General features: G+C 67.6%; 15 protein-coding genes. 9 read left to right on the top strand and 6 right to left on the bottom strand.

The features are described from left to right. Window positions 1-145: 145 nt before the first annotated feature. Together AB0M65_RS34560 and AB0M65_RS34555 are read left to right on the top strand one after the other, a co-directional pair. On the top strand, window positions 146-1,192 hold the full coding sequence (locus AB0M65_RS34560; protein WP_364037465.1) for an acyl-CoA desaturase: 1,047 nt from the start codon (window positions 146-148) through the stop codon (window positions 1,190-1,192). 31 nt (window positions 1,193-1,223) lie between these two features. After that, window positions 1,224-1,574 (top strand): transcriptional regulator, encoded by a 351-nt coding sequence (locus tag AB0M65_RS34555; protein ID WP_364037462.1) that lies wholly within the window; start codon window positions 1,224-1,226, stop codon window positions 1,572-1,574. Here the strand turns inward: AB0M65_RS34555 and AB0M65_RS34550 are convergent. From AB0M65_RS34550 to AB0M65_RS34525, 6 genes are all read right to left on the bottom strand, one after another. After that, window positions 1,562-2,695, bottom strand: coding sequence for a S8 family peptidase (locus tag AB0M65_RS34550; protein WP_364037471.1), 1,134 nt, complete (start codon window positions 2,693-2,695; stop codon window positions 1,562-1,564). The two genes, AB0M65_RS34555 and AB0M65_RS34550, sit on opposite strands and share 13 nt — an antisense overlap. A 135-nt stretch (window positions 2,696-2,830) precedes the next feature. Continuing rightward, entirely contained in the window at window positions 2,831-3,385 is a 555-nt protein-coding gene (gene hsaB, locus AB0M65_RS34545; RefSeq protein ID WP_364037459.1) for a 3-hydroxy-9,10-secoandrosta-1,3,5(10)-triene-9,17-dione monooxygenase reductase subunit, read from the bottom strand. Then, window positions 3,382-4,296, bottom strand: a complete 915-nt coding sequence (gene hsaC / locus AB0M65_RS34540) for an iron-dependent extradiol dioxygenase HsaC (protein WP_364037456.1) — start codon at window positions 4,294-4,296, stop codon at window positions 3,382-3,384. Before hsaC ends, hsaB begins: the two co-directional genes overlap by 4 nt. Continuing rightward, window positions 4,296-5,144 (bottom strand): 4,5:9,10-diseco-3-hydroxy-5,9,17-trioxoandrosta-1(10),2-diene-4-oate hydrolase, encoded by an 849-nt coding sequence (gene hsaD / locus AB0M65_RS34535; RefSeq protein ID WP_364037453.1) that lies wholly within the window; start codon window positions 5,142-5,144, stop codon window positions 4,296-4,298. Before hsaD ends, hsaC begins: the two co-directional genes overlap by 1 nt. Beyond that, window positions 5,144-6,319 (bottom strand): 3-hydroxy-9,10-secoandrosta-1,3,5(10)-triene-9,17-dione monooxygenase oxygenase subunit, encoded by a 1,176-nt coding sequence (gene hsaA, locus AB0M65_RS34530; protein WP_364037450.1) that lies wholly within the window; start codon window positions 6,317-6,319, stop codon window positions 5,144-5,146. Before hsaA ends, hsaD begins: the two co-directional genes overlap by 1 nt. Before the next feature lie 43 nt (window positions 6,320-6,362). Continuing rightward, on the bottom strand, window positions 6,363-7,961 hold the full coding sequence (locus AB0M65_RS34525) for an FAD-binding protein (RefSeq protein WP_364037447.1): 1,599 nt from the start codon (window positions 7,959-7,961) through the stop codon (window positions 6,363-6,365). A gap of 99 nt (window positions 7,962-8,060) precedes the next feature. Here AB0M65_RS34525 and kstD point away from each other — a divergent pair, with 99 nt between their 5' ends. From kstD to AB0M65_RS34490, 7 genes are all read left to right on the top strand, one after another. Then, complete coding sequence (kstD, locus tag AB0M65_RS34520) at window positions 8,061-9,734, top strand: 3-oxosteroid 1-dehydrogenase (protein WP_364037444.1); 1,674 nt, start codon at window positions 8,061-8,063, stop codon at window positions 9,732-9,734. Next, window positions 9,731-10,870 carry a Rieske 2Fe-2S domain-containing protein gene (locus AB0M65_RS34515; protein ID WP_364037441.1) on the top strand — a complete coding sequence of 380 codons (1,140 nt, stop codon included), beginning with the start codon at window positions 9,731-9,733 and terminating at the stop codon, window positions 10,868-10,870. Before kstD ends, AB0M65_RS34515 begins: the two co-directional genes overlap by 4 nt. Next, window positions 10,867-11,127, top strand: a complete 261-nt coding sequence (locus AB0M65_RS34510) for a hypothetical protein (protein WP_364037438.1) — start codon at window positions 10,867-10,869, stop codon at window positions 11,125-11,127. The genes AB0M65_RS34515 and AB0M65_RS34510 overlap by 4 nt, the downstream gene beginning before the upstream one ends. Next, complete coding sequence (locus AB0M65_RS34505) at window positions 11,124-12,149, top strand: ferredoxin--NADP reductase (protein WP_364037435.1); 1,026 nt, start codon at window positions 11,124-11,126, stop codon at window positions 12,147-12,149. The genes AB0M65_RS34510 and AB0M65_RS34505 overlap by 4 nt, the downstream gene beginning before the upstream one ends. 8 nt (window positions 12,150-12,157) lie before the next feature. Next, entirely contained in the window at window positions 12,158-13,021 is an 864-nt protein-coding gene (locus AB0M65_RS34500) for a MaoC/PaaZ C-terminal domain-containing protein (RefSeq protein ID WP_364037432.1), read from the top strand. 52 nt (window positions 13,022-13,073) lie between these two features. Continuing rightward, window positions 13,074-13,823 carry a methyltransferase domain-containing protein gene (locus AB0M65_RS34495; RefSeq protein WP_364037468.1) on the top strand — a complete coding sequence of 250 codons (750 nt, stop codon included), beginning with the start codon at window positions 13,074-13,076 and terminating at the stop codon, window positions 13,821-13,823. Between the two features lie 99 nt (window positions 13,824-13,922). After that, complete coding sequence (locus AB0M65_RS34490; RefSeq protein ID WP_364037429.1) at window positions 13,923-14,378, top strand: riboflavin kinase; 456 nt, start codon at window positions 13,923-13,925, stop codon at window positions 14,376-14,378. The last annotated feature ends 198 nt before the right edge of the window (window positions 14,379-14,576 follow it).

Genomic DNA, 14,576 nt, shown 5'->3' with positions numbered 1-14,576 from the left:
GATTTGGGACAGTCAACGTCCCAAATCCTTCATGAACGGCCCACTCACGACACCCACTCCGCACGCGAGGTAGGGCCAGCCCCCGCCCCGACCCACCTGCGCACCGCATTCACTCCCACGCCCGCCCCGCACCAGACTCACCAGGGTGACCGCAAACCTCCGCACAGGCAGCGATTTCGCCCGCCTGTCCCGCCGCGTCAGCGAAGCGGGCCTCCTCGACCGCCGCCCCGGCTACTACGTGTTCCGCATCGGACTGGTCGCCACGCTCTTCGTGTCGGGCTGGGTCGCCTTCTTCGCGATCGGCGATTCCTGGTGGCAGCTGGGGATCGCCGTGTTCCAGGCGGTGATGTTCGGCCAGATCGCCTTGCTGTCGCACGATCTCGCGCACCGTCAGGTGTTCCGGACCCGACGTCCCAGCGAGATCGCCGGCCGGATCGCGGGAAACCTCGGTGCCGGTATGAGTTACGGCTGGTGGATGGACAAGCACACCCGCCACCACGCGAACCCGAACCACGAGGACCTCGATCCCGACGTCGACCCGGACATCCTGGTGTGGTCGAAGGAGCAGGCGAGGGCCAGCAAGGGGATCCCGCGGTTCATCGGGCGCTACCAGGCTTTCCTGTTCTTTCCGCTGCTCACGCTCGAAGGCCTGAACCTGCACTTCTCCGGTATCCGCGCGGTTTCGAAGCCCGGCATCCGGCGACGCGGGCTCGAAGCGGCCCTGCTGTTGACGCATTTCGCGCTCTACTTCAGCGCACTGCTCGTCGTTCTCTCCCCCGGAAAGGCACTCGTCTTCTTCATCGTCCACAAAGCACTGTGGGGCGTCTACATGGGATCGATCTTCGCGCCCAACCACAAGGGAATGCCGATCCTGTCCGGGGAAACCGAACTGGACTTCCTCCGCAAGCAGGTGCTCACGTCACGCAACGTCCGCGGCGGCCTGGTCGTCGACGTCGCGCTCGGCGGGCTCAACTACCAGATCGAGCACCATCTGTTCCCGAGTATGCCGTCGCCGCATCTTCGCCGCGCCCGGCCCATCGTCCAAGGGTACTGCGCGGAAATCGGCGTCCCGTATCACGAGACGGGGCTGCTGGAGTCGTACTCGCTCGCGTTGCGCAGTCTGCACGAAGCGGGTGAGCCGATCCGACTTTCGGAGGGTTCACCGGCTGGGACGACCACCGCACGCCGTTGACACTCCAGATACGGCTCCTTACTTTCGGTGCATGTCGCCCCCGAAGATCTTCCCCGGCGCCACCCTGCACACAGAACCGTTCCCGCGAGCTCTGCGCGCGGCGATCACGGCCAGCGGGCTCCCGCTGGACCGGATCCGCCACCGCCTCGGACTCCGCGGCGTCTCCATCAGTGTGCCGACGCTGAGCCATTGGCAATCCGGCAGACGCAGACCGGAACGCCCGGAGTCACTCCGGGCGCTGGCCGAACTGGAGCAGCTGTTGTCCTTGCCGCCCTTGGCCTTGCGGTCGCTACTCGGCCCGCCTCGGCCGAGGGGACGGAAAAGCTCGGTCCCGGCACAACGCCGGGACCGAGCCACCACCGAGGGAACCTACCCGACGTAAAGCGTGCGGTTCGGGCTACCGCTACCGGGGTTGGTCACCAGCCCCGGAGTCGAAGCGCTGATCAGCGCCTGTGCCACCTGGGCCGCGGTGGCCCCGGTGTTCGCCGACAGGTAGAGCGCCGCGGCACCGGCCACATGCGGAGCGGCGAACGAGGTGCCGTCACCGGTGTAGGTCGCGGTGTCGTTGTCCTTCCAGGCCGACGTGATCCCGACGCCCGGCGCGAACAGATCGACCACGGAACCGTAGTTGGAGAAGGAAGCCCGCCGGTCGGTGCGGTCCGCCGCCGCGACCGTGAGTGCTTCGGTCACCCGCGCGGGCGAGGAGTTCGAGGCGTTGACGTTCGAGTTGCCCGCCGCGACCGTCCAGGTGATCCCCGCCTTGATGGAGTTCCGCACCGCGGTGTCCAGCGCGGCCGACGCGCCACCACCGAGGCTGGCGTTGGCCACGGCCGGTTTTTTGGCGTTCTGGGTGATCCAGTTGACGCCCGAGATCACCCCGGCGGTCGTGCCGCTGCCGTCCGAACCGAGGACTCGCACCGGATACAGCGAAGCACCCTTGGCGACACCGTATTTCGTGCCGGCGATGGTGGCGGCGACATGCGTACCGTGACCGTAACCGTCGTCCGCGTTCGTGTCATTGTCGATGAAATCGTAGCCCTGCTTCACCCGGCCACCGAAATCGGTGTGCGTGGCGCGAATACCGGTGTCGAGGACGTACACATTCACATTCGCCGCGGTATTCGGATAGGTGTAGGAGTTGTTCAGCGGCAGTTTCCGCTGGTCGATCCGGTCGAGTCCCCACGACGGCGGATTCGCCTGCGTCCCGTCGGCACGCAGGACCTTGTTCTGCTCGACGAAGGCGACCGCCGGATCCGCCGCGAGGCGTTTGGCCTGCCGCTCGCCCAGCGCCACCGAGAAACCGCTGATGCCCTGCGTGTACTGCCGCCCGATCGTGCCACCGAACTTGCTTGCCAGCGAAGGCTTGTCGGCGGCGGAACCGTCCTTGAGCACGACGATGTAGCTGTCGGAGATGACGCCTTCCGCACCGGCGCCGACGATCGTGGCTTCGGCGGCCTGCGCGGGCGTCACGCCTGCCAAGACCGTGACGACAGCGGCGGCCAGCCCGATTCCGGCCAGTCTGCGCGAATTTCCGTTCACGTTGCTTTCCCCATCCCTAGGTGAGCTTCCGCCGAAAACGCTAAGCGGAAGACCTCGGAAAGGACAGGGCCTGCTTTTTCCGTTTTTCCGTTTTTACGGTTATAACCAATCGTCGGGACGCGGCCACGGCATGAGTGCCGCGAGCGCGTCCGTCACCGGTTCCGTCACGGTGTACCGCCCGCGGTGGAACAGCAGCGGCCGGTCCTCGGAAGGTTCGCCGAGCGCGGTGACGCGGCCGACGACGACATAATGGTCACCTGCCTCGTGCACGGTTTCCAGCTCACAGTCGATCCACGTCAAAGCCCCTGCCAGCAAAGGAGATCCGGACGGGGACGGGCTCCAGTCGACGGTGGCGAACTTGTCCTGCCCGCGTGCCCCGAACACCGCGCTGACGTCCTGCTGATCTTCCGCGAGCACGTTGACGGCGAACCGGCCGGACTCGGCGAGCACCGCCCACGTCCGGGAAGTCTTGGCCGGACAGAACAAGACCAGTGGTGGGTCAAGGGAAAGCGCCGCGAACGACTGGCACGCGAACCCCACCGGCGCCCGGCCGTCGTGCCCGGTCACCACCGCGACGCCGGTGCAGAAGTGGCCGAGCACCGACCGGAACCGCGCCGGGTCGATATCCGATCCGACGTCCGTCACCGGGGTCACGACTGCCCCGGCGGACGGGCGCCGACTGAAAAGTCGTGTCCCCACAAGGAAACCGCCGTACTCTCTCGGGCGATCCAGCTCTCGTCGTCCACTTGACGCCCCTCGCAGCCGTATTCGACGTCGAAGCCGCCGGGGGTCTTCATGTAGAACGAGAGCATCAGATCGTTGACGTGCCGCCCGAGGGTCGCCGACATCGGCACCTTCCGGCGGATGGCCCGGTCGAGGCAGAGGCCGACGTCGTCGGTGTTCTCCACTTCGACCATGAGGTGCACGATGCCGCTCGGAGTCGGCATCGGAAGGAACGCGAGACTGTGGTGACGCGGGTTGCAGCCGAAGAACCGCAACCACGCCGGGGCACCGTCCGCGGGCCTGCCGACCATCTGCGGTGGCAGTTTCATCGAGTCACGCAACCGGAAACCGAGGACGTCGCGGTAGAACCGGAGGGAGGCTTCATCGTCGTGAGTGGACAGTACGACGTGCCCGAGACCTTGTTCCCCGGTCACGAACTTGTGGCCGTAAGGACTCACGACGCGTCGATGCCGCAACGCGACACCGTGGAAGACTTCGAGCGTGTTACCGGACGGGTCCTCAAACGACACCAGGCCGTCGACCCGGCGATCGGCGAGCTGGTCCGGCGTGCCTTCCTTGTACGGCACGGAATGCGCGTCGAGCGATGCCCGGATCTCGTCGAGTTCGCCGACGTTGCCGACTTCCCAGCCCGCCACGGCGAGCCTGTCGTGTTCACCGGGGAAGACGACCAGCCGGGCCGGGAAGTCGTCCATGCGCAGGTAGAGCGCGTCCGGATGCGTGCCGGAGCCTTCCACCATACCGAGGACCTTGAGCCCGTATTCACGCCACGCGGCCATGTCGGTGGCTTCGATGCGGAGGTAGGCGAGCGAACGGATACCCATCAGGAGGCTCCCAGGAAGTCGAGTGCCAGCCGGTTGAACTCGTCGAACTTCTCCAGTTGCGCCCAGTGCCCGCAACCGCCGAACACGTGCAACCGCGCACGCGGGATCGTCTTGAGCGCGAGGAAGGCGCCGTCGAGCGGATTGACCCTGTCCTCCCGGCCCCAGATGAGCAGCACGCGCTGACGCAGGCGGTGCGCCTCACGCCAGAGCATGCCTTCCTCGTAGGTGCCGGGCTGGGCGAACGACGCGCCCATCGCCTTCATCGCGGCCAGCGACTCGGGTGCGCTCGCGGCGGCGAACCGCTCGTCGATGAGTTCGTCGGTGATCAGGGACTGGTCGTGCACCATGATCCGCAGGAACGCTTCGAGTTTGTCCCGGCTCGGTCCCGGCGGGGCACCGAACCGGCCAAGGTTCTTGATGCCTTCCGTCGGATCGGGCGCGAACAAGTTCACGCTCAGCCCGCCAGGACCCATCAGCACCAGTCGTCCGGCACGCTTCGGATGGTTCAGGGCGAGCCGCACGGACGCCCCGCCGCCGAGTGAGTTGCCGACGAAATGGGCCCGCTCGATGCCGAGTTCGTCCATCAGCCCGATGACCGCGTCCGCGCTGTAACGAAAGTACTGCGGATGCTCGGTCCGCTTGTCCGACCGGCCGAAACCGGGCTGGTCGATCGCGAGTACACGGTAGTTCTTGGCGAGCACCGGCAGGTTCCGTCCGAAGTTGCTCCACGCCGACGCGCCGGGGCCACCGCCGTGCAGCAGGATCACCGTCTCCGGATGTTCCCCGCCCGCCTCGTGATAGTGCAGCTTCAGTCCATCTTGGACGGTGACGTACTTGCCTTCGGTCATCAGACCATCGCATTCTCGACGGGCAGCCCGAAGGCTCCGGTTCCGAACATGACGTAGGCGCGCTCGGCGTCGTTCGCCGCGTGCACGCGGCCGGCGTGGGCGTCGCGCCAGAACCGTTGAATCGGCGTTCCGGTTTTCAGTGCCCGCCCGCCGGAGTTCTCGAAAAGCCTGTCGATCGCGAAGATCGCGCGTTCGGTGCCGCGGACCTGATCGCGGCGGACTCGCAGCCGGGTGGGGAACGGCAGCTTCTCCCCCTTGCACGCCAGCTGGTACAGCTCGTCGATGTTATGCGTCAGCTGGAGCCACGCAGCGTCGATCTCGCTGGCCGCCTCGGCGATGCGCACCTTGGCGAACGGGTCCTCTTTGGACTGTTCACCCGCGTATGCCGCCCGGACCCGCTTGCCCTGGTATTCGACGTGCGCGTCGTAGGCGCCTTGCGCCATCCCGATGATGGGCGCGGTGATCGTGCTCGGATGCACCGAACCGTACGGGAGCTTGTACAGCGGGCCGGGGTTGATCTCCTGGCCCGGCGTCTTGCACTTCGACGTCGCGATGAAGCTGAGCGCACGGTGCTTCGGGACGAAGACGTCGTTCACGATGATGTCGTTGGACCCGGTGCCGCGCAGGCCCACGGTGTCCCAGACGTCTTCGATCGTGTAGTCGGAGATCGGCACCAGGTAGGTGCAGAAGTCCACCGGCTTACCGCCGGAGAACACCGGACCGCCCAGCAGCACCCAGGTCGCGTGATCGCAGCCCGAGGAGAAACTCCAGCGCCCGCTGAGCCGGTAGCCGCCGTCGACGACGTCCGCCTTGCCCATCGGCGCGTAGGACGAGGAGATCCGGACGTCGACGTCGTCACCCCAGACGTCCTGCTGCGCCTGCGCTTCGAACAGGCCGAGGTGCCACGGGTGGACGCCGAGGATGGAGGCGACCCAGCCCGTGGACCCGCACGCGCTCGCGACGAGTTTGACGCACGTGTAGAAGCTCACCGGGTCGGCTTCGAGGCCACCGAACGTCTTCGGCTGCAGGAGTTTGAAGAACCCGGTCTCCTGCAGGGATTTGACGGACTCCTCGGGAACGCGCCGGGCGTCCTCCGTCTCCTGTGCCCGCTCCCGCAGGACCGGCAGCAGCTCGCGGATCCCCGCGATCACGTCCTGGGCGGCGTGCTCGCTCATATGCGTTCCCTCTCTCGCCATGCGCCATGAATCGAATTCAAGACTAGAACACGTTCTCGTTTTTGTCGACCGATCCCCGGTCGAGCGCACTGTGCACTCCGGCACGGCGGCCGGAAAACACGCAGTCGGCCAGCGACAGACCGCTCACATAGGACCTAGAACAGATTCCCACCGCTGTCCGGCCCGCCGCGTACAGCCCGCGAATCGGGGCACCTCCCGTGGCACGTACGGCGCCGGTCTCCTCGTCGACGACCAGGCCGCCCAGCGTCAGCATCGGGCACGGGTAGCCGAGATTCGGCCGGATCGAGACGTCGATCAGCGAGTACGGCGGCCGGTCCAGCGGCCGGGCGAACTCGGCGGGTTTACCCATCGGATCGGCACCGGATCCGGCGGCCTCGACCGTGGACCGAAGCCCGTCCGGATCGACGCCCGCCTTGCGCGCGACCTCGTCGAGCGACCCGGCGACGACCCGTTGCCGCAGCAGGTAACGCACCTGAAGTCCTTGGAACCATTGACTTTGCCCGCGCGCGTCACGCCGGACCTCCCGCACGATGGCGTCGTCGGCCAGCAGCCAGCCGCGGCCATCGTGCTCGGTGATCATGCGTTCGCCGACGGCCGCCCCGTACCGGGATTCGTCGATGATCCGGCCGCCCGTCTTGTCGACGAGGAGCCCACCGAGGAACGCCGACGGCGGGGTGAGGAACCGCCAGGCGGAGATCCGCCCGAGTTCCGCGGTGGCCCCACCCGCCTCGACGCCCATCCGGATCCCGGACCCGTCGTCGGCCGACGTCCCGAGTGCCAGCCCGCCGCGATATGCGGGTGCGTGTTCGCGCACCATCTCGCGGTTCGCGATGAACCCGCCCGCCGCGAGGACGACCCCGCGAGTCGCCGATATCCGCAGCTCACGGCCATAGCGGCGTTCGATCCGTTCCACCCGCCGGTGCAGTGACTTCCGCAGCGACGGCACGTAGATCCCGGGTTTCGCGGCATACGCGGCCAGCTTCCGGTGCGTGGCCCGCACCCGCGCGGGCGCGTCCCGCAAGGTGGACACGACGACGCCGGTCACCGTCCCGTCGGCGTCCACGATCAGGTTCCGCGCGGCGGTCTGCGGCAACACCTCGATACCGCGCCGCCGGACAGCGTCGGCCAGCCGTTTCATCAGCAGTTTTCCCGAGGTTCCCGGCCCTTTGACCCGATGTCCGCGCGGCGCGGGTTTGGCCGCGTCGCGGAACCCGCCCGCCGCCTCGCTCCCCGAGTAGTAAAGATAGTGCGCGTCGCTCGGATAGGACGTCTTGTACGGACACAGGCTGCCCTCGAACGGGACGCCGTTGCCCTCCAGCCAGGTGACCATCTCCGTACTGCCCACGCAGAACCGCCGCAGGGTCTCCTCGGAGACGACGTCGCCGGCTTCGAGCCGTAGGTAGTCGTACATCGCGTCGACGCTGTCGTCGACACCCGCGTCCCGTTGCTGCGCGGTCCCGCCACCGGCGTAGACGACCCCACCGCTCACGGCGCTCGCGCCACCGCCGGAGAACCGGTCCAGGATCAGCACGCGAGCACCCGCGTCGGCGGCTTCGATCGCCGCACAGGCGCCTGCCGCCCCGAAACCCACGATCACCACGTCCGCGACTAGGGAGTCCATGGCCCCACCCTAGAACTAGAACACGTTCTCGTCTATGGTGACTGGAGCAGCGCGGATGCTGTTACCTGCTTCCTACAACGTGTTCCAGGTGAGGGGCGTATGGACTACGACGTGATCGTGGTCGGCAGTGGTGCCGCCGGGATGACCGCCGCACTGTCCGCAGCCCATCGGGGACTGAAGGTCCTCGTCGTCGAGAAGGCCGCCCACTTCGGCGGCTCGACGGCGCGGTCCGGCGGTGGTGTGTGGATTCCCGGCAACCACGCCCTGCGCGCGGCCGGGATCGAGGAATCCCCGGAACGGGCGCGCGAGTATCTTCAGTCGATCGTCGGGGACGTCGTCCCGGCCGAACTCCGGTCTGCCTTCCTCGACCGCGGCCCGGAGGTCCTCGCGTTCGTCTGCGACAAGACCCCGTTGCGCTTCCGCTGGGTCCGCGGCTACTCGGACTACCACCCGGAGGCCCCGGGCGGACGTCCCGGCGGGCGCTCGGTCGAACCGGCCGCCCTCGACGGCAATCTCCTCGGGCCGGAACTGGCGAAGCTGGAGCCGCCGTACAGCGCTCCCCCGCTGGGCGCCCCGATCACCCAGGCGGACTACCGATGGCTGAGCCTGCTCGCCCGGCATCCGCGCGGGATCCTCCGCGTCCTCGGTCTCGGCGGCCGCTGGCTGGCAGGCCGGATCCGCCGTCAGCACCTTCTTTCCATGGGGCAAGCGCTTGCGGCCGGTTTGCGTGAAGGTCTCAGGCGGGCGAACGTCCCCGTCTGGCTGAACTCGCCGCTGCTGGACCTCAAGGTCGAGGGCGATCGCGTGGTCGGCGTCATGGTCCGCCATGAGGGTGAAGAGACCCTGCTCCGCTCACGGCTCGGAGTCGTCCTCGGCGCCGGAGGGTTCGAGCGCAACGAGGAGATGCGGGTCAAGTATCAGCGTGCGCCCATCGGGACCGAGTGGACCGTCGGCGCCGAGGCCAACACCGGTGACGCCATCGGCGCCGGGCTCAAACTCGGCGCGGCCACCGACCTGATGGACGACGCCTGGTGGGGCCCGTCGATCCCGCTCACCGGCGGCCCGTGGTTCGCGCTCGCCGAGCGGTCGCGGCCGGGTTGCCTGATGGTCAACGCGCGAGGTGAACGCTTCGTCAACGAGTCGGCGCCGTACGTCGAGGCCGTGCACGCGATGTACGGCGACGGTGACGGCCCCGGCGTGAACATCCCGACCTGGCTGGTGTTCGACCAGCGCAACCGCAACCGGTACATGTTCACCGGCCTCGGCCCCCGCCAGCCGCTGCCCGGCCGCTGGTTCAAAGCGGGCATCGCGGTCAAAGCGAGCACGATCGCGAAACTCGCCGAGCGGATCGAGGTCCCGGCCGACGCGCTGGAGGCCACCATCCAGCGGTTCAACGGGTTCGCCCGCAATGGCGAGGACGAGGACTTCCACCGAGGGCGCAGTGCCTACGACCACTACTACGGCGATCCGCGGAACAAGCCCAACCCGAGCCTCGGCCCGCTGGACGTCGCGCCGTACTACGCGGTGAAGATCGTGCCCGGCGACCTGGGCACCAAGGGCGGCCTGAGGATCGACCCGCAAGCGCGTGTCCTGCGCGAGGACGGGTCGGTGATCGACGGACTGTACGCGGCGGGCAACACGAGCGCGGCGGTGATGGGCCGCACCTACGCCGGCCCCGGCGCGACGATCGGCCCGGCGATGGTGTTCGGCTACCTTGCGGCCGAGCACCTCGCGCAGCAAGATCAGACCAGCAATGCGGGAGGCAGCCGATGACGACCGAATCAGTACGGCAGATCGACGCGGGCGCGCTCCCTTCGCGGTTCGCGCGTGGCTGGCACTGCCTCGGCCTCGCCGAGTCGTTCCGGGACGGGAAACCGCACGCCATCACGGCGTTCGGGACGAAACTGGTGGTCTTCGCCGATTCGTCCGGGAAGCTGAACGTGCTCGACGGGTACTGCCGCCATATGGGCGGCGACCTCACCCAGGGCGAGGTCAAGGGTGACGAGATCGCCTGCCCGTTCCACGACTGGCGCTGGAACGGGAACGGGAAGTGTGTCTCGATCCCTTACGCCAAAAGGGTTCCGCTGCGGGCCAGGACGAAGTCGTGGCTGGTGCTGGAAGAGAACAAGCAGCTCTTCGTCTGGCACGACCCGGAAGGCAACCCGCCACCCGAAGGCGTCGTCATCCCACGGATCGAGGGCGTGTTCAACGGCGAGTGGAGCAACTGGACCTGGGATTCGGTGCTGATCGAGGGCTCCAACTGCCGCGAGATCATCGACAACATGGTCGACATGGCGCACTTCTTCTACATCCACTACGCCTTCCCGACCTACTTCAAGAACGTGTTCGATGGACATGTCGCCACGCAGTACTTGAACACGAAAGGCCGTCCGGACAAGGGAATGGCGTCGAACTACGGCGGCGAGGAGAATCTGCTGCGGTCGGAGGCGTCGTACTTCGGGCCGTCGTACATGATCAACAAGCTGCTCAACACCTACCAGGGTTTCGAGATCGAGAACGTGCTGATCAACTGCCACTACCCGGTCACCGAGAACTCCTTCGTCCTGCAATGGGGCGTGAGCGTGAAGAAGTTCGAGGGCGTCTCGGACGAGCACGCGGACAAGATCGCCGGGAAGTTCGCCAAGGGCATCGGCGTCGGCTTCCTGCAGGACGTGGAGATCTGGCGCAACAAGACGCGGATCGACAATCCCTTGCTGTGCGAGGAAGACGGACCGGTGTACCAGCTGCGCCGCTGGTACGACCAGTTCTATGTGGACGCCGCCGACGTCAGCGAGGAGATGACCCAGCGCTTCGAGTTCGAAGTGGACACCAGCCGCGCCAACGAGGTCTGGGCGGCGGAGGTGGCCGACAACCTGGCGCGGCGGCAGGCGGAAGAGGCCGGGGTGTGAAGCCCGAGACCGTCGAGTTCCTGACCGCCGGGCTTCAGCCGCTGAGCTGCCGTACGTGCGGGACCCGCGTGCTGGTCAAGAAGAACAGCGTGCAGCACACCAGTATCCAGTGGACGTCCGACGCGTCGCGGAGCTGCCCGGTGTTCGCCGAGCAGAAGGCGTCGGGAGCGCTGACCGCGCTGCTCGATACCTGCGGCAACCTCAGCGACAGTATCGACGCCGCGGTGAAGGACGGCCTGCTGGAGGTGCCCGAATGAGCGGCCCCGTCACCGTGACCGTGGCCGAGGTGATCGCCGAAACGGCCGACGCGTCGTCGATCGTGTTCGAGATCCCGGCCGAGCACGCCGCGGTTTTCGCTTACACCCCAGGACAGTTCCTCACCGTGCGGGTGCCGAGCGAGCGGACCGGGTCGGTGGCCCGCTGCTATTCGCTCTCCAGCGCGCCGCACGAGAACCGGGTACAGGTCACCGTCAAACGCACCGCCGAGGGCTACGGGTCGAATTGGCTCTGCGACAACCTTCGCGCGGGCCAGGAGGTCCAGGTCCTCCCACCCGCCGGGGTGTTCAGTCCCGCGTCGCTCGACGAGGACTTCCTCTTGCTCGCGGGCGGCAGCGGGATCACGCCGGTGATGTCGATCCTGAAGTCCGCACTTGAGCGCGGAACCGGCAAGGTCGTGCTGCTCTACGCGAACCGCGACGAGCGGTCGGTGATCTTCGCGCGCGATCTGACGGACCTCGCCGCTCGATACCAGGACCGGCTGACCGTCGTGCACTGGCTGGAAAGCCTGCAAGGACTGCCCACCGGGGCACACCTGCGCGCACTGGTGACGCCGTACACGTCACACGAAGCGTTCATCTGCGGCCCGGCGCCGTTCATGGACGCCGCGCGCACGGTGCTCAAGGATCTCGGCCTGCCGCGCAAACGCCTTCACTTGGAACGGTTCCTGTCACTCGGCGGGAATCCGTTCGAGGTGTCCGAACCGGTCGTCGTCGAAGAGGCCGAGACCCCGGCCAGGGTCGAAGTCACCCTCGACGGCGAGACCAGGAAACTGGACTGGCCGCGCCGGACCAAACTGCTGGACCTGTTGCTGGAAAAGGGATTCGACGCGCCGTACTCCTGCCGTGATGGCCAGTGCAGTGCCTGCGCTTGCCGGATCACCTCGGGTGAGGTGAAGATGCTGCACAACGAGGTCCTCGACGGCGACGACATCGCCGAGGGCATCGTGCTGGCGTGTCAGTCCCTGCCGCTGACCGACGAGGTCATCGTCACCTACGAGTAGGAGTCTCCGTGCCCATCGATCCTTCGGTCGCGATCGGCGCCGACCTCGGCGAGGTGAGCTTCGCCTGGACAGCGTCGGACGTGCAGCTGTACCACCTGGCCTTGGGCGCGGGTGCCGACCCGATGAGCCCGCGGGAGCTGCGCTACACCTACGAGGACGGCCTCCGGGTACTGCCGACGTTCGCGACCGTGGCGGCGAACCCGCGCGTATTCGAGCCGCCTGCCGTCTCGTTCCCCGGCGTCGAGGTCGACCTCGGGAAAGTACTGCACGGCAAGCAGGAAGTGATCGCGCACCGGCCGATCCCGGCGTCGGGCAAGGCGGTGGCGCGGACCAGGATCGTCGACGTCTTCGACAAGGGCAAGGCGGCGGTGATCGTGAACGAGACTGTCGCCACCGACTCCGACGGAACTCCACTGTGGACCCTCCGGTCGAGCATCTTCGCCCGTGGCGAAGGCGGTTTCGGCGGCGAACGCGGACCGTCCGATCGCGTCGAGCTTCCATCCCGGGAGCCGGACGTGGTCATCGACACACCGACGTTGCCGCAGCAGGCGCTGCTTTACCGGCTCTGCGGCGACCGGAACCCGCTCCACGCCGATCCCGCGTTCGCGGCGACGGCGGGGTTCGACAAACCGATCCTGCACGGCCTGTGTACCTACGGCGTCGTCGCGAAGGCCGTCACCGACGAACTCCTCGACGGCGACACCTCACGTGTCGCGTCGTTCTCGGCGAAGTTCGCCGGCGTCGTCTTCCCCGGTGAACCACTGCGGACCCGGGTCTGGCGGGAGCCCGCCGGGCTGCTGATCACGACAACGGCGCCGGAACGGGACGAGGCACCCGTGCTTTCGGACACTTTATTGACCACGACAGACTGAATCCTTGTCCCCGCAGGTAGGAGCTCTGGCTAGACTCGTCCGCGTGCGCCCCTTGATCAGCGACCCGTATGCCGAACTCGGCCGGGACTACACGCGATCAAGACGTCCGGACCCCCGGATCGCGGCCGTGGTCACCGCCGCCCTCGGCGACGCGACCTCGGTGGTCAACGTCGGTGCCGGAGCGGGTTCCTACGAGCCAGAGGACCGCGGCGTGCTCGCCGTCGAACCGTCACGGCGGATGATCGGGCAGCGTCCGGCCACCGCCGCCCCCGCCGTCCAGGCGTGCGCCGAGGAGCTGCCTTTCCGTGACGGCGCCTTCGACGCCGGTCTGGCGGTGCTCACCGTGCACCACTGGACGGACGTGACCGCCGGGCTCGCCGAGTTGCGGCGCGTGTCCCGTCGCCAGGTGATCGTGACCTGGGACCAGGCGGTGTTCGCGCGGTTCTGGCTGGTGCGGGACTACCTGCCGGAGATCGCCGAGCACGAGAGCAGGCTGGCCTGTCTCGACCGGGTCGTCGAGGAGCTGACCGCCGCCGGCGAGACACCTTCGGTGGCACCACTGCCGGTGCCGTCGGACTGCGTCGACGGTTTCCTCGGCGCGTACTGGCGCCGTCCGGAGGCCTACCTGTCGGAGCGGGTACGCGCGGGGATGTCCGGAGTGGCGCTGCTGGACCAGAACGTCGTCGCGGCGGCGGTCGGCAGGCTGCGTGCCGACCTCGCCGACGGACACTGGCACCGGCATCACGTCGGCCTGCTCGGCCGGACCGAGCTGGATCTCGGATACCGCCTCGTCACGACGTGACCGAGTACACAGTGGACACTCTCTTGCCGTGGACGGCGGTCGACCTCTCGCGCGGCTCGTGGTATTCATGGCTTTCGTGACGTCAGGGACGGGAGCGGCATGACGGCGGAGTTCTTCGTGGTCCGTGGCCAAGTGGAGAAGGGCGATCAGCGGGGAAGGGAACTGGGTTTCCCGACCGCGAACATCGCGCTGCGCGACCAGGACGGCCAGGTCGGCGACGGAGTGTGGGCGGGCTGGGCCGAACGCGCGGACGGCACCCGGATCGCGGCGGCGGTCTCGGTCGGCAGGCGGCCGACGTACTACGGCGCGGACGGCTACCGGCTCGTCGAGGCGCATCTGCTGGACTTCGGCGGTGACCTGTACGGCGAGGTGCTGACCGTCTGGCTGGGCCACCACCTGCGCGAGCAGGAGGCGTACCCGTCGTCGGAAGCGCTGATCGCCGCACTCGACAAGGACATCGCCAACGCGGCCGCCTGGGCGGCGGACCACCCGGCCGAGAACCTGCCGGACCCCGGTGACGCCGGGAACGGCGTCGTCCGGCGCATCGGCGCCTGAAAGCCTCGTGAGTGTTTTGGGTCGTTAGAACGACCCCGCTCTTGAGCGCTTACGCGTCACCTGTGGCGTTGCTCGTGTGAAGTACATGATGGCCCCCTTCCTTGCGCTAGGCGCAAGGAAGGGGGCCATCATGTACTTGGGGAAGGTGTGAAGGTCGAGTTTCTTCGGCTGAGCCGCGTGAAGGACCCCTTCCCTCGG

It is taken from the genome of Amycolatopsis sp. NPDC051071 (assembly GCF_040682875.1).
Taxonomy (GTDB): Bacteria; Actinomycetota; Actinomycetes; order Mycobacteriales; family Pseudonocardiaceae; genus Amycolatopsis.
Note: the sequence above shows the minus strand (reverse complement) of the source record. Positions and strands in the feature narration are given on the sequence as shown.

Coding starts and splice junctions, on each gene's coding strand:
- AB0M65_RS34555 (WP_364037462.1), top strand. CDS start 1,224: ATGTCGCCCCCGAAGATCTTCCCCGGCGCCACCCTGCACACAGAACCG.
- hsaC (WP_364037456.1), bottom strand. CDS start 4,296: ATGGGTATCCGTTCGCTCGCCTACCTCCGCATCGAAGCCACCGACATG.
- hsaD (WP_364037453.1), bottom strand. CDS start 5,144: ATGACCGAAGGCAAGTACGTCACCGTCCAAGATGGACTGAAGCTGCAC.
- hsaA (WP_364037450.1), bottom strand. CDS start 6,319: ATGAGCGAGCACGCCGCCCAGGACGTGATCGCGGGGATCCGCGAGCTG.
- AB0M65_RS34525 (WP_364037447.1), bottom strand. CDS start 7,961: ATGGACTCCCTAGTCGCGGACGTGGTGATCGTGGGTTTCGGGGCGGCA.
- kstD (WP_364037444.1), top strand. CDS start 8,061: ATGGACTACGACGTGATCGTGGTCGGCAGTGGTGCCGCCGGGATGACC.
- AB0M65_RS34515 (WP_364037441.1), top strand. CDS start 9,731: ATGACGACCGAATCAGTACGGCAGATCGACGCGGGCGCGCTCCCTTCG.
- AB0M65_RS34505 (WP_364037435.1), top strand. CDS start 11,124: ATGAGCGGCCCCGTCACCGTGACCGTGGCCGAGGTGATCGCCGAAACG.
- AB0M65_RS34490 (WP_364037429.1), top strand. CDS start 13,923: ATGACGGCGGAGTTCTTCGTGGTCCGTGGCCAAGTGGAGAAGGGCGAT.